This window comes from Sanguibacter sp. HDW7 (genome assembly GCF_011300875.1).
GTDB lineage: Bacteria > Actinomycetota > Actinomycetes > Actinomycetales > Cellulomonadaceae > Flavimobilis.
In genome coordinates this window covers 473,019-494,159 of sequence record NZ_CP049862.1, presented here as the reverse complement: position 1 = coordinate 494,159, position 21,141 = coordinate 473,019, and the positions used below count along the sequence as shown (strand labels likewise).

Sequence of the window (21,141 nt, the reverse complement as noted above, 5' to 3'; positions counted from 1 at the left end):
TCGGACGGAGGGCCCAGGAACGCACAAGGACCGCCCGTCAGGGGGCGGTCCTTGCTCGTGAGAAGTCGCGAACGCACCGCCTAGAGGCGGTGCCACCAGCTGGTCGTCGCGAACATGTCGGCCAACCTACCCGTGCCCGTCGCCGCACGCCCAGGGCGGTCCCATCCCGTGAGACCGCACGGGCGCGCCAGGGAGTCGGCCGGGACGACGTCAGGGAGCGGTGCGCGGCGGCGACGCCGCGTAGAACGAGAGGATCTGCAGCTCCGCCGCGACGTCGACGATGCGCAGCGCGACCCCGTCGGGCACCACGAGCTGCCCCGGGACGAAGCTGAGGACCGAGCGCACGCCCGCCGCAGCGAGCGCGTCGAGCGACGGCTGCGCGGCGTCCGACGGGACCGCGAGCACCGCCATCGTCGCGGCCGTCGACCGCACGACGTCCGCCAGCTCGTCCTCGTGCCGCACCCTCACGCCGCCGACGACCGTCCCGACGACCTCCGGGTCGACGTCCGTGAGCGCGACGACCTCGAAGCCTCGGGCCCTCAGGCCCCCGTAGCGCGCGACAGCCTGCCCCAGGTGGCCGGCCCCCACGACGACGACGCGGTGCGCGTCCGAGAGGTGCAGCGCCCGACGCACGTGCGCCGCGAGATCCACGACGTCGTAGCCGACGCCCCGCGTGCCGTACGTGCCGAGACGCGAGAGGTCCTTGCGCACCTGTGCGGGCGCGACGCCCGCCAGCTCGGCGACACGCGACGACGACGTCGTCGTCTCACCCTGCCGCGCGAGCTCGTCGAGCACCCGCACGTAGACGGGCAGCCGCTCGAGCGTCGGCGGCGGGAGCGACCGCTCGCTCACCGCAGACCCTGGACGAACAGTCGCAGCCGCTTCTCCGGGATGCGCCAGAAACCCACCTGATGGCCGTCGACGAGCACGACCGGCACGTGCTCGCCGTGCTCCGCGAGGAGGACCGGGTCCTCGTCGACGTCGAGCTCCTCCCACGCGACGCCCTCGTCGGCGCACACGGCGGCCACCGTCTCGCGTGCGGTGTCGCACAACGAGCACGTCGAACGGGTGATGAGACGAACCCTGACCTCGGTCTGCATGAGCCAACCCTACGGAGCGGTCACTAGAGTGGTCGACATGGCACGCACCGAACCCCCGAGCTCGGCCGACGTGCCCCCGGTCCCGGGCGAGGATCCGCGGGGCGTCGTCCCCGAGGCACCAGCGCCCGGCAGCGTCGTCGCCGCGTTCTTCGACGTCGACAACACGATCATCCGAGGCGCGTCGTCCTTCCACCTCGCGATCGGCCTCTACAAGCGCGAGTTCTTCCGCGTCCGCGACATCGTCTTCGCCTCGATGCAGCAGATGCGCTACCTCGCCGTCGGCGAGAACAACGAGCAGATCGGCACCGTGCGGGACCGCGCGCTCCTCCTCATCAAGGGGCACTCCGTCGCCGAGGTCACGGCCGTCGGCGAGGAGGTCTACGAGCAGGCGCTCGTCTCACGGATCTTCCCGGGCACGCGCAAGATCCTCGACGCGCACCTCGCCGCGGGTCACGAGGTCTGGCTCGTCACGGCCGCCCCCATCGAGATCGGTGCGCTCATCGCCCAGCGTCTCGGCACGACCGGCGCGCTCGGCTCGATCGCCGAGCACGTCGACGGCGTCTACACGGGCCGGCTCGTCGGCGAGCTCATGCACCGTGAGTCGAAGGCCGACGGCGTGCTCGCCCTCGCCGAGAAGCGGGGCATCGACCTCGCCGCCTCCTACGCGTACGGCGACTCCGCGAACGACATCCCGCTGCTGTCGACCGTCGGGTTCCCGTGCGCGATCAACCCCGAGCCGCGGCTGCGACGCTTCGCGAGGGAGCGCGGCTGGCCCATGCGCGAGTTCCGTGGCAAGCGTCGGATCGCGAAGAGGTCGCTCAAGACGGCGTCGTGGGCCGGCGCCGCCTGGGTGCTCGGGCTCGTCGCCCGCTCCCTCACGCGCACGGTGCGCGGGCGCTGAGCGCACCCGCCCTCCCGCCGCTGCACGTGGGCCGCGCCTGCGCGCGGTCGAGGAACCCTGTGCCCCGGCACCTCCGCGGCCCTCGCGAGAACGACGACGGCCTCCGTCCCGGTGGGGACGGAGGCCGTCTGTCACGCGCTGAGGCGTGAGGTCACTTCTTGTTACGACGCTGGTGGCGCGTCTTGCGAAGCAGCTTGCGGTGCTTCTTCTTCGCCATACGCTTGCGGCGCTTCTTGATCACGGAGCCCATGGCGTCCCTCGCAGTGTCTCGTCGGATGTGCACGCGCGGCACACCGTGCGGCCACCACGCTGGAAAAAAGTCCTTGTCGATCCTACCTCGCGCGCAGGGGTGCCCGCGACATGCCGCCCAGGGACCGCTCGGCAGGAGCGGGACCGCAGGTCAGGACGTCAGGCGATCCTGGTCGAGCGTCGCCTGGGCGAGGTACTGCTCGAGCGCCGACGCCGGCACGCGGAAGGACTTCCCGACGCGGATCGCTGGCATCTCACCGGCGTGCACGAGCCGGTAGACCGTCATGCGGGAGACCCGCATGGCGTCGGCGACCTCGGCGACGGTGAGGAAGGAAGGACGCGCGGTGGCGTCGGTCATCTGGCCCCTCCTGAGACGGTCGTCGGCCGCACCCAGCGGCCGTTCAGCGACTCACTCTAGGGCCTCGCGCACGCGGGCGGTAGCCCGTCTCACCTGCAACGTCGTGCACAGTCGTCACACGCGTCCCGGCGCTCGCTCAGTGGTCGTCAGGCAGAAGACCCAGGTGCGGGAAGACCGCGGCACGCGTCGCGCGCACCGCCCTGTCGATCGGGTCCGCGGGGTCGTAGCCGCTGTCCCACGACCGGTGGTCCGGGCCGCTCGCTAGGTCCGCGACGTCGTCCCCTCCCATGCGGGAGGGCGCCTCGACGAGGAACTCCTCGAGGACCCGCGCCCGCCACGGCGCCGGCACGGGCGTCTCGGGCGCGACAGGACGGTGCGAGACGACGCCCAGCAGGTTCGTCCACGCAACCGGCACGACGCCGACGATCGCGTAGCCGCCGCCCCCGAGCGCGACCCAACGGCCGTCGCACACCTCGTGCGCAAGCTCGTGCATCCACTCCGCCGCGTGCCGCTGCGCCCTGATACCGACGCGCAGCTCCGAGAGCGGGTCGCGGCCGTGCGCGTCGCAGCCGTGCTGCGTGACGAGCAGCGCAGGCTCGAACGCCCGCACGGCAGGCAGCACCGTCGCCTCGACCGCCCGCAGCCAGCCTGCGCCCTCCGTCCGCGGCGGCAGCGCGACGTTGACGGCCGTGCCCTCGGCGGCAGGCCCACCGACCTCGGTCGGGTAGCCCGTGCCCGGGAAGAGGGTCGCCGGCGACTGGTGCACCGACACCGTGAGAACACGCGGGTCGTCCCAGAACGTGCGTTCGACGCCGTCGCCGTGGTGCGCGTCGAGATCGACGTACGCGACGCGCTCCACGCCCGCGTCGAGCGCGTCCTGGATCGCGACCGCCGCGTCGTTGAACACGCAGAATCCCGACGCGCCGCCCGGCATCGCATGGTGCATGCCGCCCGCGACGTTGATGCCGTGGGCCGCCCGCCCGCTCACGACCGCCCGCACCGCGTCGACGGTGCCGCCGACGATCCGCGCCGCGGCGTCGTACATCCGCGGGAAGATCGGGTCGTCCTCCGTGCCCAGCCCGCGCACCGGGTCCGGGATCCCGCGCTCCGCGGCCGCCCGCACCGCATCGAGGTACGCCTGCTCGTGGACGAGCCCCAGGAGGGCGTCGTCCGCCGGCTCGGGCTCGACGACGAGCGCGTCCGCACCCTCGAGCACGCCGAGCTCGCGCGCAAGCTCGACCGTGAGCCGCAGCCGCACGGGCGACATGGGGTGGCCGAGCCCGAAGTCGTACCCGAGGAGCTGCGGCGACCAGGCCACGTGGACGGTTGCGGACATGTCGTCACCGTAACGTGCGTCACACCGCCCCGCCGTCGTGTCCACGTCCCGTCCACCCGCTGACCGCGCGCCGCGGACGCCGACGCGTCCGCACGGACGCACCGGTCATGTCGGCGCGCGGGCCCCGCAGGTGGCATCGTTGACCAGTGCGGCCCCGTCGGACCGCAGCGCAGAGCAAGGACGGAGACGGCGTGGACGTGGGGCAGAAGCTCAAGGCCGTGGCCTGGGCGGGCCGCGAGCTCGTCGACAGGCTCGCCCGGCACTCCCCCGCGCGCCTCGCGATCATCACGTTCGGCGGCGTCATCCTCGTCTTCACCGGACTGCTCTGCCTGCCCGCCGCGACGTCGACCGGCGTGCGCGCACCCTTCGTCGACGCGTTCTTCACCGCGACCTCGGCCGTGTGCGTCACCGGCCTCGTCACCGTCCCCACCGGCACCTACTGGTCGGGCTTCGGGCAGGGCGTCATCCTCCTCGGCATGCAGGTCGGCGGCCTCGGCGTCATGACGCTCGCATCGATCCTCGGCGCCGCAGTGTCCCGGCGCATCGGCCTCACCCAGAAGCTCCTCACGGCCTCGGAGACCAAGACGACACGGCTCGGCGAGGTCGGCTCGCTCATCCAGGTCGTCGTCATCACGTCGCTGACGCTCGAGGCCGCGATCGCCGTCCTGCTCATGCCGCGCTTCCTCATGCTCAACGAGTCGTTCGGCGAGGCGCTCTGGCACTCCGTGTTCTACGCGGTGTCCGCGTTCAACAACGCAGGCTTCATCCCCACCGCCGAGGGGCTCGCGCCGCACGTCGGCGACTGGGCCCTCCTCCTGCCGATCATCCTCGGGGTGTTCATCGGCTCGCTCGGCTTCCCCGTCATCCTCAACATCGCCCGGCAGGGCCGACGCTTCAGCCGCTGGAACCTCCACGCCAAGCTCACCGTGACGATGTCCGCGACGCTCGTCCTCGTCGGCACCATCGCGTTCGCCGCCCTCGAGTGGCGCAACAAGGACACGTTCGGGCCGCTCGGCTGGGCCGACAAGCTGCTCGCGTCGCTCTTCGCCGGCGTCATGCCACGCTCCGGAGGATTCTCGACCGTCGACGTCGGGTCGATGCACGAGTCGAGCTGGCTCGTCACCGACGCCCTCATGTTCGTCGGTGGCGGCTCCGCGTCGACCGCGGGCGGCATCAAGGTGACGACGCTCGCCGTCATGCTCCTCGCGATCATCTCCGAGGCCCGCGGCGACCGCGACGTCGAGGCGTTCGGGCGCCGCATCCCGCGCGACACCCTGCGCCTGTCCGTCGCCGTCGTCTTCGTCGGCGCGACGACGATCCTCGTCGCCTGCCTCGCACTGCTCGAGATCACCGGATGGACCCTCGACGTCGTCCTCTTCGAGGCGATCTCCGCCTTCGCGACCGTCGGCCTCTCGACAGGCGGCACCCACCTGCTTCCCGACGCCGGGAAGTTCGTGCTCATCGCCTTGATGTTCATCGGGCGCACAGGCACGATGACACTCGCTGCGGCGCTCGCGCTGCGCGACCGGAGCCGCGTCATCCGGCTCCCCGAAGAAAGGCCGATCATTGGCTGACAGGTACACGCAGACGCACGCGAGCCGCTCCGCGACGACCCCCAAGCGGTCCGGCGCGGGCGACGGCATCCTCGTCATCGGCCTCGGCCGGTTCGGCTCCGCGCTCGCCGCGACGCTCGACAGGCTCGGCCAGGACGTCCTCGCCGTCGAGCGCAACACCATGCTCGCCCAGCAGTGGGCCGGCCGGATCCCCCTCGTCGAGGCCGACGCGACCAACCCCGAGGCCCTCGAGCAGCTCGGCGCACGCGACTTCCCCGTCGCCGTCGTCGGCGTCGGATCCTCCCTCGAGGCCTCCGTCCTCATCACCGGCAACCTCGTCGACATGGGCACGCCCCAGATCTGGGCGAAGGCCGTCTCCGCCGAGCACGGCCGCATCCTCCAGCGCATCGGCGCGCACCACGTCGTCTTTCCGGAGGCCGACGCGGGCAACCGTGTCGCCCACCTCGTCTCCGGCAAGCTCATGGACTACATCGAGGTCGAGGACGGCTTCACGATCGTCAAGATGCGCCCGCCGAAGGAGATGCAGGGCTTCACCGTCGAGCAGTCGAAGGTGCGCACCCGCTACGGCGTCACCGTCATCGGCGTGAAGCCTCCGGGCCAGGAGTTCATCTACGCGACGCCGCAGACGCGCATCTCCGCGAACGACCTCCTCGTCGTCTCGGGGCACTCCGAGCTCCTCGAGCGCTTCGCGGCCCGCCCGTAGCCTCGCCCTTCCCTCTCCCCGCTCCACCCTCCCGCCCCTTCCCTCCCGCCCCTTCTCGACGGATTGACGCCTTCCGACCGTTCGATGGTCGGAAGGCGTCAATCCGTGCGGGAGTGGCGGGGCGTGGGGCGTCGGGCGGCGGTTGCTGCTCCGAACCTCAGGGATGATGGAGGGGTGAGCACCGCCGTCGAGATCGTCACGACGATCGCCCTCCTGGCGTCGTCCGTCCTCATGATCGCGGTCGCCGCGACCATGTTCTCCGGCGAACGTCGACGCCGCCCGCGCCCGGTCTCGCGCAAGCTCGCCCCGCTCCTCCAGCCCAAGAGGCCCGAGGACGAGCGTCCGCCCGCGCAGCACGGGATCACGTGGACGACGGTCGCGTACGTCGCGAGCGCGGGGCTCGTCGGGCTCGCGATCGGCATCATCGTCGGGCAGCCGCCGTTCGCCGCGGTCGTCGGCGGGATCATCCTCGGCGGAGTCGTCCCCGTCCTCGGCGGCGTGTGCGGGCTCTACCTCGCCGGCCCAAAGCGGTCGACGGTCCCCGTCGTCGCCACCGTCGCGGGGCTGGTGCTCCTCACGTCGCTCACCGTGATCATCCCGGCCTGAGCGGGACTCGGCGGCTGATTGCGTCCTGGCACCCCTGAGGGGGGCGTGGACGCAAGGAACTCGGAGGGGTCGAGCGAGCGCAGGACCCCGCGCCCCGGACTACGGCGTGCGGCGGCGGAGCGTCACGACGCCGAGGACGATCGCGCCGACGACGAACAACGCGATCGCACCGATCGCCCCACGGACGTCGGCCCACCCTGCGCCGAGCGCCAGGTGCTGCATCGCCTCGATGCCGTACGTGAGCGGCATCGCGCGCGAGAACCACTCGAGCACCTGCGGCAGGTCCGCGCGCGGCATAAGGATCCCGCACACGAGCAGCTGCGGGAAGATCACCGCGGGCATGAGCTGCACCGCCTGGAACTCGGTCCGCGCGAGCGCCGACGCCCCGAGCCCCAGCGCCGAGCCGAGCACCGCGTCGAGCACCGCGACGAGCACGACGAGGCCGAGGGACCCCGCGACGTCCATGCCGAGCACCCACGTCGTGAACCCGACGAGCACTAGCCCCTGCACCGTCGCGAGCAGCGCGAACGCGAGCGCGTACCCGACGACGACGTCGGCCCGCCCGACCGGCAGCGTCATGAGCCGCTCGAGCGTCCCCGACTGCCGCTCGCGCAGCATCGCGACGCTCGTCACGAGGAACATCACGAGCATGGGGAACATGCCGACGAGCATCGGCCCCCAGTGGTCGAGCGTCGGGGTGCCCGAGAACATCCACGCGACGATGCTCAGCAGGAGGCACGGCAGGACGATGACGAGGCCGATCGTCCGACGGTCGTGCCGCAGCTGATGCAGCACGCGCGCGGCCGTCACGAAGGTGCGCTGGAGGGTCATCGGTCGCTCCCCTCGACGAGCGCGAGGAACGCGCCCTCGACGTCGGTGGCGCCGGTCGCGCCGAGCAGGCCGGGCACGGTGTCGTCGGCGAGCAGCTCGCCGCCTCGCAGCAGGAGGACGCGGTCGCAGCGCTCGGCCTCGTCCATGACGTGGCTCGAGACGAGGAGCGTCGTGCCGCGGTCGCACAGCGAGCGGAACAGCGCCCACAGGTCGCGGCGCAGGACCGGGTCGAGGCCGACGGTCGGCTCGTCGAGGACGAGCAGCGGCGGCGACCCGAGCAGCCCGACGCCGAGCGAGACGCGCGCGGCCTCACCGCCCGAGAGCTCGGCGACGAGCGTGTCGCGGTGCCGCACGAGGTCGACGTCCGCGAGCACCCGCTCGACCTCGTCGCGCCCGGCGCCGAGGAGGCCCGCGCCGTGCCGGAGGTTCTCGACGACGGTGAGGTCCGCGTACACCGACGGCCGCTGCGACACGTAGCCGACGCGTCCGCGCAGCTCCCGCACGCCCGCGGGCCGCCCGAGCACCGTGATGTCGCCGCCCGCGACGACCTGGACGCCGACGATCGCCCGCATGAGCGTCGTCTTGCCCGAGCCGGACGGGCCGAGCAGGCCGACGACCTGACCGGCGGGGACGGTGAGCGAGAGCCCGTCGAGCACGGGGGTGCGCCCGCGCACGACGCGCAGGGCCCGGACGTCGACGGCGAGGTCATCGGTCATACGGCCCATCCAACACCCGCCGGGCACGCGCGGACCCCTCCGGGGCCCGTGTCATCGGGGAAGACGCCCGCCCGCCCGACATGCTGCCTCGGGCGGGGCGCACGCTCCGCCGGTACTCACATGGGGAACGCGAGGAAGAAGCTCTCGATCGCCGCGCCGGGGCCCGTCGCACGGAACGACGTCGTGCCGTTGGTCCAGTACGCGAGGCCAACCTCTCCGCCCGTCGCGATCGACGCCGTCCCGACCTCGGTCGTCCCGACGAGAACAGGGAGCTCGGCGACCGTCGATCCGGCGCTCAGGGGAGTCTCGTCGTCCGCGGCCTGCGTCGACGCCTTGACCGCGGCCTCGACCGTGCGGGTCTGGACGACGTCGACCGTGACGGTTCCGCCAGCCCCGTCGGTGTAGGTGAGGCGGTAGGACTCGAGGGGCTTCTTCGCGACCTTGGTGCGCTCCTGCGTCGCGACGGTCCACTGGAGGACTGCGTCGGGGAACGCCTTCTCGAGGGGCCTCTTCGTCTCCCGCTCGGCGGGCGTGCCGACGGGGGTCGGCAGGGGGTTCGTGATCGTCACCGCGGGCGGCGTCGTCGGGGCGGCGACGGGCTCCTCAGGCTGGTTGAGGACGATCGCGACGACCGTCGCTGCGACGACGAGAACGGCCGCGCCCGCGGCGATCCACAGGGCACGGCCCTTGCTCCCGGAGCTCTGCGCGTGAGCGGATCCCTCGCGCGCAGCGGTGCCGTCCGCCGCCGCTCCGGCCGACGCTCCGACCGCTGCCGCGGCGGTCTCGTCGGCCGCGGCGTCGGCCGTCGGCTCCTCGGGCGGGTTCGCGTGCGCGTCGTCGTGCGTGGTCATCGTGCGTCCTTCCTCCGGTGCTCACGGAAGCGTACGCCGCGACGCACCCGCACGCCCGCAGGCCGGCGTTCCGTCCACGACGCGCGCGGGCGCCCGTCCCCCCAACCGGGACGGGCGCCCGCGCGCAGCGCCGACGACGGGCCCGCAGGACCCGTCGCCGGCGTCCGCGGACGCGGCGCTATGCGCGCCGACGCACCGCGATGACCCGCTGGAGGACGACGAACACCAGCAGGACGACACCGATGAACACCTTGGTCCACCACGAGTCGAGGCCCTCGCGCGCGATGAGCACCTGGATGAGCCCGTAGACGAGGACGCCGACGCCCGTGCCGAGCACGAACCCGCCGCCGCCCGCGAGGAGCGTGCCGCCGATGACGACCGCCGCGATCGCGTCGAGCTCCATGCCGACGCCCGTGAGGTTGAACCCGGACTTCGTGTAGAACGCGAAGAGGATGCCCGCGACGCCCGCGCACGTGCCCGAGATGATGTACACCCACAGGCGCGTCCGGCCGGCCTTGAGGCCCACGAGCTGGATCGCGTTGCCGCGGTCACCGACCCCCACGCCGTACACGGTGCGCCCGAAGCGCGTGTGGTGGAGGACGACGTACGCGACCGCGAGGACGAGCACGGCGACGATCATCGAGAGGTTGATCTTCCAGATGTCGCGGCCCTCGCCGAACTTCAGGCTCCAGCCGGCGAGCGCACCGAAGCCCTTGTCCTTGATCGCGAGCGACTGGACTGAGACGACGTTGCACAGGCCGCGTGCGAGGAACATCGCGGCGAGCGACGCGATGAAGGGTTGGATGTCGAAGTACTCGACGAGCACGCCGATGAGCAGGCCGAACACCGTGCCGATGAGGACGCCGAGGACAAGGACGACCGGCAGCGGCACGCCGAGCGGCAGGAGCGTCGCGATGACGAGGCCGACGAGCGCGACGACCGCACCGACGGACAGGTCGATCCCTCCCGTGATGACGACGAACGTCATGCCGACCGCGAGGACAAGCAGGTACGCGTTGTCCTGGAGCAGGTTGGAGAACAGCTTGGGCGAGACGAACCCGCGCGCGCCGCCGTACCGGACCTCGCCGACGACGAGCATGAGGACGAGCGTGAGGACCGTGCCGGCGATCGGCAGGTACTCGGGCGCGAGATAGCGACGCAGGCCGCCGAGCCGGGTGCGGGACGCGCGCACGGGCGCAGGGGCGGGGGGCTGGACGGTCGTCGTCATGACGCCACCTCCGGGAGGGCGCGGGGCCGCAGTCGCGCGAGACCGTCACGCAGGATCTCCCGCAGCCGCGGGGACTGGGCGACGCACACGACGATGATGACGAGGGCCTTGAACAGGGGCGTGATCTGCGAGGGCACGTGGAAGATGACGACGGCCCGCTCGATCGTCGAGAGGATGAGGGCGCCGACGACGGTCCCGGAGAGGTAGAACTTGCCACCCGCGAGCGCGGTGCCGCCCAGGACGACGCACATGATGGCGTCCATCTCCTTCATGAGGCCGATGTTGTTGGCGTCGGCCGCCATGGTGGGGGCTCCGTAGACGATGCCGGCGAGGCCCGCGAGCAGCGCGCACACGATGTAGACGAGCCACGTGATGTTCCGGGACTGGACGCCCGCGAGGCGCGAGGCCTCGCGGTTGATGCCGATCGACTCGAGGAGCATGCCGAGCGCGGTGCGGCGCACGAGGACCGCGACGAGCACGAGCATGACGAGCGCGACGATGACGGGCGTCGGGACGCCGAGGACGAAGCCGGAGCCGAGGAACTTGAACGGGGCGCTCGTCACGGTCGTGATCTGGCCCTGCGTGATGAGCATCGCGATGCCGCGTCCGGCGACCATGAGGATCATCGTCGCGATGAACGGTTGGATGCCGAGGACGGAGACCATGAAGCCGTTGAAGACTCCCGCGAGGAGCGCGACGGCGACGCCGAGGAGCACGGCGACGGCTGCGGTCCCGACCGAGGCGGGGTTCGCGGCGCCGTCGAGGTAGGTGAGCGACACGGCGAGGGAGATCGCCATGACGGCACCGACCGAGAGGTCGATGCCGCCCGTCGCGATGACGAGCGCCATGCCGAGCGCGAGCAGCAGGGGGGTCGCGGACATGCGGGCGATGTCGACGAGCTGCCCGAAGAGGTTGCCGTCGCGCAGCTCGATCGTGAGGAACGTCGGGTTCTTGAGGCCGCACAGGACGACGAGCGCGACGAGCGCGACGACGGGCCAGAACAGCTGGTGGTGGGTGATCCGGCGCACGAGCCCGGGGGCGGGAGCTGCGGCGGGTGCGGGTCGGCTCGCCCTGTCGGGGGTGAGCTCGACGGTGGGGCCCGTCATGTCAGGCCACCTCCTTCGTGGCGATGGCCTCGAGGATCGTGTCCTGGTCGACGTCCGGGCCGTTGGTGAGGGTCTCGACGATGCGGCGGTCGCGCAGGACGTCGATGCGGTGGCTCACGCGGAGCACCTCCTCGAACTCCGAGGAGATGAAGACGACGGACATGCCGTCGGCGGCGAGCTCCGCGACGAGCTTCTGGATGTCGGTCTTCGCGCCGATGTCGATGCCGCGCGTGGGCTCGTCGAGGATGAGCAGGCGGGGCGCGGTCGCGAGCCACCGGGCGAGCAGCACCTTCTGCTGGTTGCCGCCCGAGAGGTTCTTGACGAGCTGGTTCGGGTTGGCGGGCCGGATGTCGAGCGCCTCGACGTACTTCGCGACGAGCTCGTCGAGCTCCCTGCGCGGGACGGGGCGCCACACGCCGCGGACCGTCTGGATGGCGAGGGCGATGTTCTCGCGGACCGTGAGGTCGCCGACGACGTCCTCCTTCTTGCGGTCCTCGGAGGAGAACGCGATGCCGTGCCGCAGGCCCGTGAGCGGGTCGGCGATGCGGATGCGCTCGCCGCCGAGGAGGAGCTCGCCCTCCTCGGGGCGGTCGGCGCCGCACAGGAGGCGCACGGCCTCGGTGCGGCCCGAGCCGAGGAGCCCCGCGAGCCCGACGATCTCGCCGGGGCGGACCGTGAGGTCGAACGGCTGGATGCGGCCGTGGCGGCCGAGCCCGGCGGCCTCGATGGTCGGCGTGGCGTCGTCGTCGGCGGTGAACGCCTGCTGGGCGCGTCCCTCGATCGCGTCGAGGGCGGCGCCCTCGCGGCCGATCATGAGGCCGATGAGCTCGCGCCGGGGCAGCTCGGCGGCGAGGTGCTCGCCGACGAGCCGGCCGTTGCGCAGGATCGTCAGGCGGTCGGAGATCTCGTAGACCTGGTCGAGGAAGTGGGAGACGAAGAGGATCGCGACGCCTGCGTCGCGCAGCTCGCGGACGACGGCGAAGAGCTCGTCGACCTCGGCCTTCTGGAGGCTCGAGGTGGGCTCGTCGAGGATGAGGACCTTGGCCTCACGGACGGTGGCGCGGGCGATGGCGCACAGCTGCTGGACGGCGATCGAGTGCGCGGAGAGGCGCGAGGCGGGGTCGATGTCGACGTGGAGGCGTGCGAGGTGCTCGGCGGCCTGCCGACGCATGCGCCGCCACGAGAGGAAGGGGCCTGTGCGCGGCTCGTGGCCGAGCATGACGTTCTCCGCGACCGAGAGGTTCGCGCAGAGGTTGACCTCCTGGTAGACGGTCGAGATGCCGGCGCCCTGGGCCTCGTCGGGGCCGGAGAAGCGGTGCTCGACGCCGTCGACGGTCATGGTGCCGCCGTCGATCTGGTAGACGCCCGTGAGCGCCTTGATGAGCGTCGACTTGCCGGCACCGTTCTCTCCCATGAGCGAGTGGACCTCGCCGGGGAACAGCCGCAGGTCGACTCCGTCGAGCGCCTTGACCCCCGGGAAGGTGATCGTGATGTCTCGCATCTCGACGACGGGGGTGGGTGCCTGGGGGGCGGGGGTGGTCATGACGTGCGCCTCTTCCTGCTCGCGGTTCTGACGGCGGCGTCCGGCCCGCGGGGACGGGCCGGACGCCGGGTGGGGTCAGAAGGTGCGGGCGTCGATGAACTCCTGCGTGATCGTCTGGTCGAAGGCCTCGTCGATGACGATGGTCTCCTTCGGCACGGACTCGCCGGCCTTGACGGAGCGGATGAGGTCGGCGAGCTGGTTGCCGAACGCGGGGTTGCACTCGACGACGTAGTTGAACTTGCCGTCCTTGAGGGCCTGGAGGCCGTCGCGGACCCCGTCGACGGTGACGATCTTCACGTCGACGCCGGGCTTCTTGCCGGCGGCCTCGAGGGCCTCGATGGCGCCGAGGCCCATGTCGTCGTTGTGGGCGAAGATGAGGTCCAGGTCCTTGTACGCGGCGAGCGCGCCCTCGACGGCGGCCTTGCCCTCGGCCCGCGTGAAGTTGCCGGATGCCTCACCGATGACGTTGTCGCCGATGACCTCGCGGAAGCCTTCCTGGCGGTTGGTCTGGGCGCCCGAGCCCATGGTGCCCTGGAGCTCGAAGATCTTGGCGTCGGGGAAGTTCTTCTTCACCCACTCGCCGGCAGTGCGGCCTTCCTGGGTGAAGTCGGCGCCGATCCAGGTGACGTAGGGGTCGGCGACGGTCGTGTCGACGGTGCGGTCGACGAGGACGAGCGGGATCCCGGCGTCCTTGATGTCCTGGAGGACCTCGTCCCAGCCGGTCTCGATGACGGGCGAGAACGCGATGACGTCGACGTCCTGGTCGATGAAGTCGCGCAGGGCCTTGATCTGGTTCTCCTGCTTCTGCTGGGCGTCGACGAACGTGAGGTCGAAGCCCTTGTCGGCGGTGAGGTTGGCCTTGACGGACTCGGTGTTGGCGGTGCGCCAGCCGGACTCGGCGCCGAGCTGGGAGAAGCCGACCTTGATGTTGCCGGCCTTGTCGCCGCCGCCTGCGGTGGTGCCGCCGTCGCCGGCGTCGTCGCCGCCGCACGCGGTGAGGGTGGCGAGGGACAGGGTGGCGAGGGCCGCGATGGTGAGGCGACCGAGCTTCGAGTGACGCATTTTCTCTCCTCCTTGAGATGCCGGGCCGTCTGTGGTCCAGCGGTGCGCGGAGTCGTCAGCGACTCCTGCCTGATTGAATGTTAGCGCTCACAACACGCGGTGCGAAGGGCTACGTGTCACCTTTTGATCACGATCCCCCGCGTACCGCGCCCGCCCCGGGCAACCGGGGCGTGGACCTGCCGCTCCCCCGAGGACGGGGTCGCGGCAGGTCCGGTCCGGACGGCGTCAGAGCCCCTGGGCCATCCGGAAGTACACCTGGTTCCACCGCACCTGGTCGGCAAAACCACGACGCGTCGTGCTCTCGTCGATGACGAGCAGCTCCGTCCGCGCGATCTGCGCGAAGACCTCGAAGGCCTCGACGCCGGCAGCCGTCGACAGCACCGTGTGGTGCGCGCCGCCCGCCGTGAGCCACGCCTCCGCCGACGTCGACAGGTCCGGCCGAGGCCGCCACACCGCACGCGCCACCGGCAGGTGGGGCAGCGGCGGGTGCTCGACGAGGTCGACGACGTTCGCCGTGAGGCGGAAGCGGTCACGCATGTCCGCGAGCGAGACGACGACGCCCACCCCCGGGTCCGTGTCGAACACCATGCGCACCGGGTCCTCCTTGCCCCCGATGCCGAGCGGGTGGATCTCCACGCGCGGCGTCGACGTCGTGAGCGACGGGCAGATCTCGAGCATGTGCGCCCCGAGGATCCGCTCGTCGCCCGGCGTGAGGTCGTACGTGTAGTCCTCCATGAGCGAGGCGCCGCCCGGCAGCCCCTCCCCCATGACCTTCGCGGCGCGCACGAGCACCGCCGTCTTCCAGTCGCCCTCGGCGCCGAAGCCGTAGCCCTTCGACATGAGGCGCTGCACCGCGAGGCCCGGCAGCTGACGCAGCCCGCCGAGGTCCTCGAAGTTCGTCGTGAACGCCTTCGCCCCCAGGCTCGTGAGCATCCGCTCGAGGCCGATCTCCTGGCGCGCGGCATAGCGCAGCGCGTCGTGACGGCCGCCCCCGCGCCGCAGCTCCGCAGCGACGTCGTAGAGCGCCTCGTACTCCGCGACGAGCGCATCGACCTCGTCGTCCGCGGCCGCGTCGACGACGGCGACGAGGTCGTTGACGCCCCACGTGCTCACCGACACCCCGAACCGCAGCTGCGCCTCGGTCTTGTCGCCCTCAGTCACCGCGACGTCACGCATGTTGTCGCCGAAGCGCGCGAGCCGCAGCTCGTGCGTCGCCGCCCAGCCCGCCGCGCCACGCACCCACGTGCCGACGCGCGCCGTCACTGCGGGGTTCGACACGTGCCCGACGACCGTCGTGCGCGCGAGCCCGAGACGCGTCTGGATGTACGCGTGCTCGCGGTCGCCGTGCGCCGCCTGGTTGAGGTTCATGAAGTCGAAGTCGATCGTGTCCCACGGCAGCTCGACGTTCGCCTGCGTGTGCAGGTGGAGCAGCGGCTTGCGCAGCAGGTCGAGGCCCGTGATCCACATCTTCGACGGGCTGAACGTGTGCGCCCACGTGACGACGCCGAGCACGCGGTCGTCGGCGTTGGCGTCGAGCATGACGCGTCGGATCGCGTCAGCGGTCGTGAGGACCGGCTTCCACACGACGCGCGCGGGCACGTCGGGCGAGGCGTCGAGGACGCGCGCGACCTCCTGGGACTGCTGCGCGACCTGCGCGAGGGTGTCCGGCCCGTAGAGCTCCTGGCTCCCGGTGAGGAACCAGATCTCGCGGTCGGCGTAGGGCTTCGTCATGGTGTGCTCCGTGGTGGCCGGCGTCAGTGCTGGCCGTAGACGTTCTGGTAGCGGGCGTAGAGGGCGTCGACGTGCGAGTCGGCGATGAGGTCGGGCTCGCCGAGCTGGCGGGCGATGTGGATCGTGCGCGCGACCTCCTCGACCATGACCGCGGCCTTGACGGCTGCGGTCGCGTCGCGACCGATCGTGAACGGGCCGTGGTTGCGCATGAGGACGGCCGGGCTGCGTGAGCCCGTGAGCGTGTCGACGATGCCGCGACCGATCGAGTCGTCGCCGATGAGCGCGAAGGGCCCGACGGGCACGGGCCCGCCGAACTCGTCGGCCATCATCGTGAGCGCGCACGGGATCTCCTCCCCGCGCGCGGCCCAGGCCGTCGCGTAGGTCGAGTGCGTGTGGACGACGCCCCCGACCTCGGGCATGTGCCGGTACACGTAGGCGTGCGCGGCGGTGTCCGAGGAGGGGGCGCGGTCGCCGTCGACGAGCACGCCGTCGAGGTCGCACACGACCATCGCGTCCGCGGTGAGCTCGTCGTACGTGACGCCCGACGGCTTGATGACGAGCAGGTCCTCGCCGCCGGGGACGCGCACGCGCTCCGAGACGTTGCCGGCGGTCCAGACGACGAGCCCCCAGCGGGGCAGCTCGGCGTGGAGACGGGCGACCTTCGCCCGTACGCGCGCGACCTCGTCGCGGACGTCGGCGGGCAGGGCGTCGAGCGTGGTCATGCGTCGGTCCTTCCGGAGGTCGCGGCACCCGCCGCGACGAGGGCGTCGGCCGTGGGCGGCGGGGGCGTGAGGGTCCGGGCCGCGACCCGGACCGCCTCGAGCCCAGCCTCGTACCGGGCGAGGTAGGTCGCGTATCCCGCGGCGTCGACGGGGTCGGGCTCGACGACGGACGTCGCGGAGCGCGCGCCGACGACGCGGTCGAGGTGGTCGCCGAGGTCGGGGACGATGCCCGCACCCGAGGCGACCTCGCGGCGCAGGTCGGCGAGCACGGCCATGCCCCACGCGCCGCCCTCGCCCGCGGTCTCGCCGACGACGACGGGCGCGCCGACCGCGGCCGCGCAGAAGCGCTGCGCGACGCCGGCCGTGCGGAAGATCCCGCCGTGCGCACGCAGGGAGTCGATGACGACGCCCTCCTCCGCGAGGGCCCGCAGCCCGAGGCTCAGCGTCGCGAAGACGCCGTAGGCCTGGGCGCGCGCGAGGTTCGCGAGCGTGAGGCGGCTGCCGGGTGTGCGGACGACGAGCGGCGCCCCGGCGTCGAGGTGGGCGACGGGCTCGCCCGAGACCTGGTTGTACGCGACGATGCCGCCCGCGTCGGGCTCACCACCCGGGGCCGCGCCGAGGAGCGCCGCGAAGACGTCGTCGGACGTGGCGGGCGTGCCGAGCGCGGACGTGAGCTCGCCGAGCAGCGCAGCCCAGGCGCCGAGCTCGCTCGCGCCGTTGTTGCAGTGGACCATCGCGACGAGGTCGCCCGCGGGCGTCGTGACGACGTCGATCTCCGGGTGGACGCGCGCGAGGGGCTGCTCGAGGACGACCATCGCGAAGATCGACGTGCCGACGGAGACGTTGCCCGTGCGCGGTCGCACGGCGGCCGTCGCGACCATGCCTGTGCCGGCGTCACCCTCGGGCGCCGCGACGGGCACGCCGGCCCGCAGGGTCCCGGTCGGGTCGAGGTAGCGCGCGCCGGCCTCGGTGAGCGTGCCCGCGTCCGCACCGGCGACGAGGGGCGTCGGGAGCAGCTCGGCGAGCCGCAGCGCGTGGCCGTGCTCGGCGAGCAGGGCATCGGTCGCCGCGAGGCGGTCCGCGTCGTAGCCGCGCGTGACGGGGTCGACGGGGAACATGCCCGACGCGTCGCCCACGCCGAGCACGTGGCGGCCGGTGAGGCGGTGGTGGACGTAGCCCGCGAGCGTCGTGAGCCGTGCGAGGCGCGCGAGGTGGGGCTCGTCGTCGAGGACCGCCTGGACGAGGTGGGCGACGGACCAGCGCAGGGGGATGTTGACGCCGAGGCGCGCGGTGAGCTCCGCGGCGGCCGGCCCGGTCGAGGTGTTGCGCCACGTGCGGAAGGGGACGAGGAGCTCGCCGGCGGCGTCGAGCGCGACGTAGCCGTGCATCATCGCGGAGACGCCGAGCGCCCCGAGGGTGCTCGGGCGGACGCCGTGGCGGGCCTCGGCGTCCGCGAGGACGGAGGCGACGGCGGCCTGCAGGCCGGTCTCGACGGCGTCGAGCGGGTAGGTCCAGGTGCCGTCCGCGAGGTCGTTCTCCCACGCGTGGGAACCCTGCGCGAGGGGGGTGAGGTCGGCGTCGACGAGGACGGCCTTGATGCGCGTCGAGCCGAGCTCGATGCCGAGGACGGCGCGCCCCTCGGTGAGGGTGCGGGCCGCATCGGTGCGGGGGCTTCCTTGCTCCATGCTGGGAATGTTAGCGCTCACAATTGCGAGATCGCAAGACGTGGATCGGCCTCTCCGCCAGCCCCGGCCCACGCGGGGCGGGATTCTGCGGCAGCGGTGGGCGCGACGCCTGGGCTCGTCGGGCGCTACGCGGGCCGTGCGTCGGGCGTTGCGCCAGCGGCGCGTCGGGCGCTGCACCGGGCGCACGTCAGGCGCTACGCCAGGGGAACGCCGGCCGCAACACAGCCCGCGCGTCGGGCCCTGCGCCAGGGGTGTGCCCGGCGCTACGCCGGGCGCGCCGTCGAGGCGCGCACCACGAGCTCCGGGACGAGCGGCGACGAGTCCGGCTCCCCGCCCGTCACCATCGCGTCCGTCGCCGCGAGCGCACGACGCCCGAGCGCTACGAAGTCCTGCCGCACCGTCGTGAGCGGCGGGATGAAGTGGTCCGCACCCGCGACGTCGTCGAAGCCCACGAGCGAGACGTCCCGCGGCACGACGACGCCCCGCTCCCAGAACGCCCGCAGCATGCCGAGCGCGATCTGGTCGTTCGCCGCGAACACCGCCGACGGCAGACCCTCTCGGACGAGCCGCAGCCCGAGCTCGTAGCCGACGTCCGCCGTCCAGTCGCCCTGCACGAGCTCCCCCGTCGCGCCGGGCGCCGCGTCGAGAGCCGCCCGCCAGCCGACCAGGCGCGCCCGCGCGTCGAACCAGTCCTGCGGTCCCGCGACGTGCAGGACGTCGCGGTGCCCGAGCCCCAGCAGGTGCTCCGTCGCGAGACGCCCGCCCGCGACCTGGTCGACGCCCACCGACCGCACCGCGGACGCACCCGCGCCGCGCGCGTCGACCGACGACGAGGACACCATGACGATCGGCACCGGCGCGCCGAGCTCGAGGATCGCGCGCGTCGCGTCGACCTGCGGCGCGACGACGATGATCCCCTCGACGCGCTGCTCGAGGAACTGCTCGACGGTCGCCGACATAGTCGCCGGCTCGAACGACGTCACCGTCGCGACCGTGACGACATAGCCGTGCTCGCGCGCCGCGAGCTCGATCCCGAGGAGCGTCGAGGACGGGCCGTACAGCGCCGAGCCCGTCGTCACGACGCCGAGGACGCCCGAGCGCCGCGTGACGAGCGCGCGGGCCGCGCTGTTGCGCCGGTAGCCGAGCTGCTCGATCGCGCTCAGGACCGCGGCCCGCGTCTGAGGGCGCACGTTCGGGTGGTCGTTGAGCACGCGCGACACGGTCTGGTGCGAGACCCCGGCGACCTGCGCGACGTCGGCCATCGACGGCGCGCGGTCCGGCGTCCGTCCGTCCTCGGACATGGCGACCCTCCTCCGGCCCGCGCCACGCGGACCAGGCCCCACTATCGCAGGTGCTCGGCCCGACTCCGCGATGTCGGTGGCCCCGGCTACCGTGTCGCCATGGCCGCCCGCACACCCCGTCCCCGCCCCGCGTTCCGCTGCACCGAGTGCGGCTGGACCACCGTGAAGTGGGTCGGGCGCTGCGGCGAGTGCCAGGAGTGGGGCACCGTTGCGGAGGCCGAGGCCCCTGCGGGGCCTCGCACCGCCGCGACCTCGCCCGCACGCACCCCCGCCGTGCCGATCTCCGAGGTCCCGGTCGACGCGGCGCGCGCCGTGCCGACGGGCGTCGACGAGCTCGACCGGGTCCTCGGCGGAGGACTCGTGCCCGGCGCCGTCGTCCTCCTCGCCGGGGAGCCCGGCGTGGGCAAGTCGACCCTCCTGCTCGACGTCGCGGCAATCGCCGCGATGGGCGGCCGCACCGTCCTCTACGTCTCGGGCGAGGAGTCCGCGGGGCAGGTGCGCCTGCGCGCCGAGCGCATCGGGGCGCTCGCACCCTCGCTGCTCCTCGCCTCGGAGACCGACCTCGGCACCGTCCTCGGGCACGTCGAGGCGAGCGAGCCCGACCTCCTCGTGCTCGACTCGGTGCAGACGATCGCCTCCACGGCGGTCGAGGGCGGGCCGGGCGGAGTCGCCCAGGTGCGGGAGGTCGCCTCCTCGATCATCCAGGCCGCCAAGTCCCGCAACATGCCCGTGCTGCTCGTCGGTCACGTCACCAAGGACGGCTCTGTCGCAGGCCCGCGCACGCTCGAGCACCTCGTCGACGTCGTCTGCACGTTCGAGGGCGACCGGCACTCGAGCCTGCGGCTCGTGCGCGCCGTGAAGAACCGTTACGGACCGACGGACGAGGTCGGGTGCTTCGAGCTCACCGAGGGCGGCATCGTCGGTCTCGCCGACCCCTCGGGGCTCTTCGTCTCCGCGGCCGTCCAGGACGTCCCCGGCACGTGCGTCACCGTGACCCTCGAGGGCCGCCGGCCGCTTCCGCTCGAGGTCCAGGCGCTCGCCGTCCCGTCGACGGTCCCCAACCCCCGGCGCACGACGAACGGCCTCGACTCCTCGCGTCTCGCCATGCTGCTCGCCGTCATGCACCGTTTCGCGGGGCTGCGCCTCGACCAGCAGGACGTCTACGCGTCGACCGTCGGCGGCCTGCGCGTCTCCGAGCCCGCCGCGGACCTCGCTGTCGCGCTCGCCGTCATGAGCGCCGCCCGCCACCGCGCGCTACCGCGCGGCACGTTCGCGATCGGCGAGGTCGGGCTCTCGGGTGAGCTACGACCCGTCGCGGCGCTCGCGCGGAGGCTCGGTGAGGCCGCCCGCCTCGGGCTGCGCACGGCCGTCGTGCCCGCGGCCTCCGCCTCCCAGCTCGACCCCGCCCGGCTGCCCGCAGGGCTCACGATCCGGCCCGTCCACCATGTCGCCGAGGCCGCCGAGCTGTACTTCGCCGACGCCGACGAGCGCGCCACCCGCTGAGAACCGCGGGCCTGACAGATAGGATCGCGACGTGC

The 21,141-nt window shown here is 72.7% G+C and carries 21 protein-coding genes; 5 read left to right on the top strand and 16 right to left on the bottom strand.

Annotated elements, in window-relative coordinates; genetic code table 11:
* Window positions 1–210 precede the first annotated feature (210 nt).
* Window positions 211–852: a redox-sensing transcriptional repressor Rex gene (locus G7063_RS02285; RefSeq protein WP_166412904.1), complete on the bottom strand. Its 642-nt coding sequence runs from the start codon at window positions 850–852 to the stop codon at window positions 211–213.
* Window positions 849–1,100: a glutaredoxin family protein gene (locus G7063_RS02280; RefSeq protein WP_166412903.1), complete on the bottom strand. Its 252-nt coding sequence runs from the start codon at window positions 1,098–1,100 to the stop codon at window positions 849–851. The genes G7063_RS02285 and G7063_RS02280 overlap by 4 nt, the downstream gene beginning before the upstream one ends.
* 37 nt (window positions 1,101–1,137) lie before the next feature.
* Between G7063_RS02280 and G7063_RS02275 the strand changes: the two genes are divergently transcribed.
* Window positions 1,138–2,001, top strand: coding sequence for an HAD family phosphatase (locus G7063_RS02275; protein ID WP_166412902.1), 864 nt, complete (start codon window positions 1,138–1,140; stop codon window positions 1,999–2,001).
* A 151-nt stretch (window positions 2,002–2,152) separates the two neighbouring features.
* Here the strand turns inward: G7063_RS02275 and G7063_RS02270 are convergent, their stop codons facing one another.
* The 3 genes from G7063_RS02270 to G7063_RS02260 all read right to left on the bottom strand — a co-directional run bounded on the left by G7063_RS02270 (window position 2,153) and on the right by G7063_RS02260 (window position 3,944).
* Complete coding sequence (locus G7063_RS02270) at window positions 2,153–2,251, bottom strand: 30S ribosomal protein bS22 (RefSeq protein WP_003792170.1); 99 nt, start codon at window positions 2,249–2,251, stop codon at window positions 2,153–2,155.
* A gap of 150 nt (window positions 2,252–2,401) precedes the next feature.
* Window positions 2,402–2,608, bottom strand: coding sequence for a helix-turn-helix domain-containing protein (locus G7063_RS02265; RefSeq protein WP_166412901.1), 207 nt, complete (start codon window positions 2,606–2,608; stop codon window positions 2,402–2,404).
* 136 nt (window positions 2,609–2,744) lie between these two features.
* Complete coding sequence (locus G7063_RS02260) at window positions 2,745–3,944, bottom strand: acetoin utilization protein AcuC (RefSeq protein WP_166412900.1); 1,200 nt, start codon at window positions 3,942–3,944, stop codon at window positions 2,745–2,747.
* 191 nt (window positions 3,945–4,135) lie between these two features.
* On the opposite strand from G7063_RS02260, the gene G7063_RS02255 reads away from it, so the two are divergent.
* The 3 genes from G7063_RS02255 to G7063_RS02245 all read left to right on the top strand — a co-directional run bounded on the left by G7063_RS02255 (window position 4,136) and on the right by G7063_RS02245 (window position 6,827).
* Window positions 4,136–5,518, top strand: coding sequence for a TrkH family potassium uptake protein (locus G7063_RS02255; RefSeq protein WP_240916159.1), 1,383 nt, complete (start codon window positions 4,136–4,138; stop codon window positions 5,516–5,518).
* A gap of 67 nt (window positions 5,519–5,585) precedes the next feature.
* Entirely contained in the window at window positions 5,586–6,221 is a 636-nt protein-coding gene (locus G7063_RS02250; RefSeq protein WP_166415153.1) for a TrkA family potassium uptake protein, read from the top strand.
* A gap of 174 nt (window positions 6,222–6,395) precedes the next feature.
* Entirely contained in the window at window positions 6,396–6,827 is a 432-nt protein-coding gene (locus tag G7063_RS02245; protein ID WP_166412899.1) for a hypothetical protein, read from the top strand.
* A 99-nt stretch (window positions 6,828–6,926) separates the two neighbouring features.
* Here G7063_RS02245 and G7063_RS02240 read toward each other — a convergent pair whose 3' ends face one another.
* From G7063_RS02240 to G7063_RS02190, 11 genes are all read right to left on the bottom strand, one after another.
* On the bottom strand, window positions 6,927–7,658 hold the full coding sequence (locus G7063_RS02240; protein ID WP_166412898.1) for an ABC transporter permease: 732 nt from the start codon (window positions 7,656–7,658) through the stop codon (window positions 6,927–6,929).
* A complete protein-coding gene (locus G7063_RS02235; protein ID WP_166412897.1) occupies window positions 7,655–8,374 on the bottom strand; it encodes an ABC transporter ATP-binding protein in 720 nt (239 codons plus the stop codon). Before G7063_RS02235 ends, G7063_RS02240 begins: the two co-directional genes overlap by 4 nt.
* Window positions 8,375–8,490: 116 nt before the next feature.
* The gene (locus G7063_RS02230) at window positions 8,491–9,225 is read right to left on the bottom strand and encodes a hypothetical protein (RefSeq protein ID WP_166412896.1); all 735 of its coding nucleotides are present in this window, start codon (window positions 9,223–9,225) and stop codon (window positions 8,491–8,493) included.
* A gap of 178 nt (window positions 9,226–9,403) precedes the next feature.
* Entirely contained in the window at window positions 9,404–10,453 is a 1,050-nt protein-coding gene (locus tag G7063_RS02225; RefSeq protein ID WP_166412895.1) for a sugar ABC transporter permease YjfF, read from the bottom strand.
* Window positions 10,450–11,559, bottom strand: coding sequence for an ABC transporter permease (locus G7063_RS02220; protein ID WP_166412894.1), 1,110 nt, complete (start codon window positions 11,557–11,559; stop codon window positions 10,450–10,452). The genes G7063_RS02225 and G7063_RS02220 overlap by 4 nt, the downstream gene beginning before the upstream one ends.
* A 1-nt stretch (window position 11,560) precedes the next feature.
* Window positions 11,561–13,102 (bottom strand): sugar ABC transporter ATP-binding protein, encoded by a 1,542-nt coding sequence (locus G7063_RS02215; RefSeq protein ID WP_166412893.1) that lies wholly within the window; start codon window positions 13,100–13,102, stop codon window positions 11,561–11,563.
* A gap of 75 nt (window positions 13,103–13,177) precedes the next feature.
* Complete coding sequence (locus G7063_RS02210) at window positions 13,178–14,164, bottom strand: ABC transporter substrate-binding protein (RefSeq protein WP_166412892.1); 987 nt, start codon at window positions 14,162–14,164, stop codon at window positions 13,178–13,180.
* A 225-nt stretch (window positions 14,165–14,389) separates the two neighbouring features.
* On the bottom strand, window positions 14,390–15,895 hold the full coding sequence (araA, locus tag G7063_RS02205) for an L-arabinose isomerase (protein ID WP_166412891.1): 1,506 nt from the start codon (window positions 15,893–15,895) through the stop codon (window positions 14,390–14,392).
* Window positions 15,896–15,918: 23 nt separating this feature from the next.
* Window positions 15,919–16,617: an L-ribulose-5-phosphate 4-epimerase gene (locus G7063_RS02200; protein ID WP_166412890.1), complete on the bottom strand. Its 699-nt coding sequence runs from the start codon at window positions 16,615–16,617 to the stop codon at window positions 15,919–15,921.
* Window positions 16,614–18,302, bottom strand: coding sequence for an FGGY-family carbohydrate kinase (locus tag G7063_RS02195; protein ID WP_166412889.1), 1,689 nt, complete (start codon window positions 18,300–18,302; stop codon window positions 16,614–16,616). The genes G7063_RS02200 and G7063_RS02195 overlap by 4 nt, the downstream gene beginning before the upstream one ends.
* Window positions 18,303–18,565: 263 nt before the next feature.
* Window positions 18,566–19,603 (bottom strand): LacI family DNA-binding transcriptional regulator, encoded by a 1,038-nt coding sequence (locus tag G7063_RS02190; RefSeq protein ID WP_240916158.1) that lies wholly within the window; start codon window positions 19,601–19,603, stop codon window positions 18,566–18,568.
* A 99-nt stretch (window positions 19,604–19,702) separates the two neighbouring features.
* Between G7063_RS02190 and radA the strand changes: the two genes are divergently transcribed.
* The gene (radA, locus tag G7063_RS02185) at window positions 19,703–21,106 is read left to right on the top strand and encodes a DNA repair protein RadA (RefSeq protein ID WP_166412888.1); all 1,404 of its coding nucleotides are present in this window, start codon (window positions 19,703–19,705) and stop codon (window positions 21,104–21,106) included.
* The last annotated feature ends 35 nt before the right edge of the window (window positions 21,107–21,141 follow it).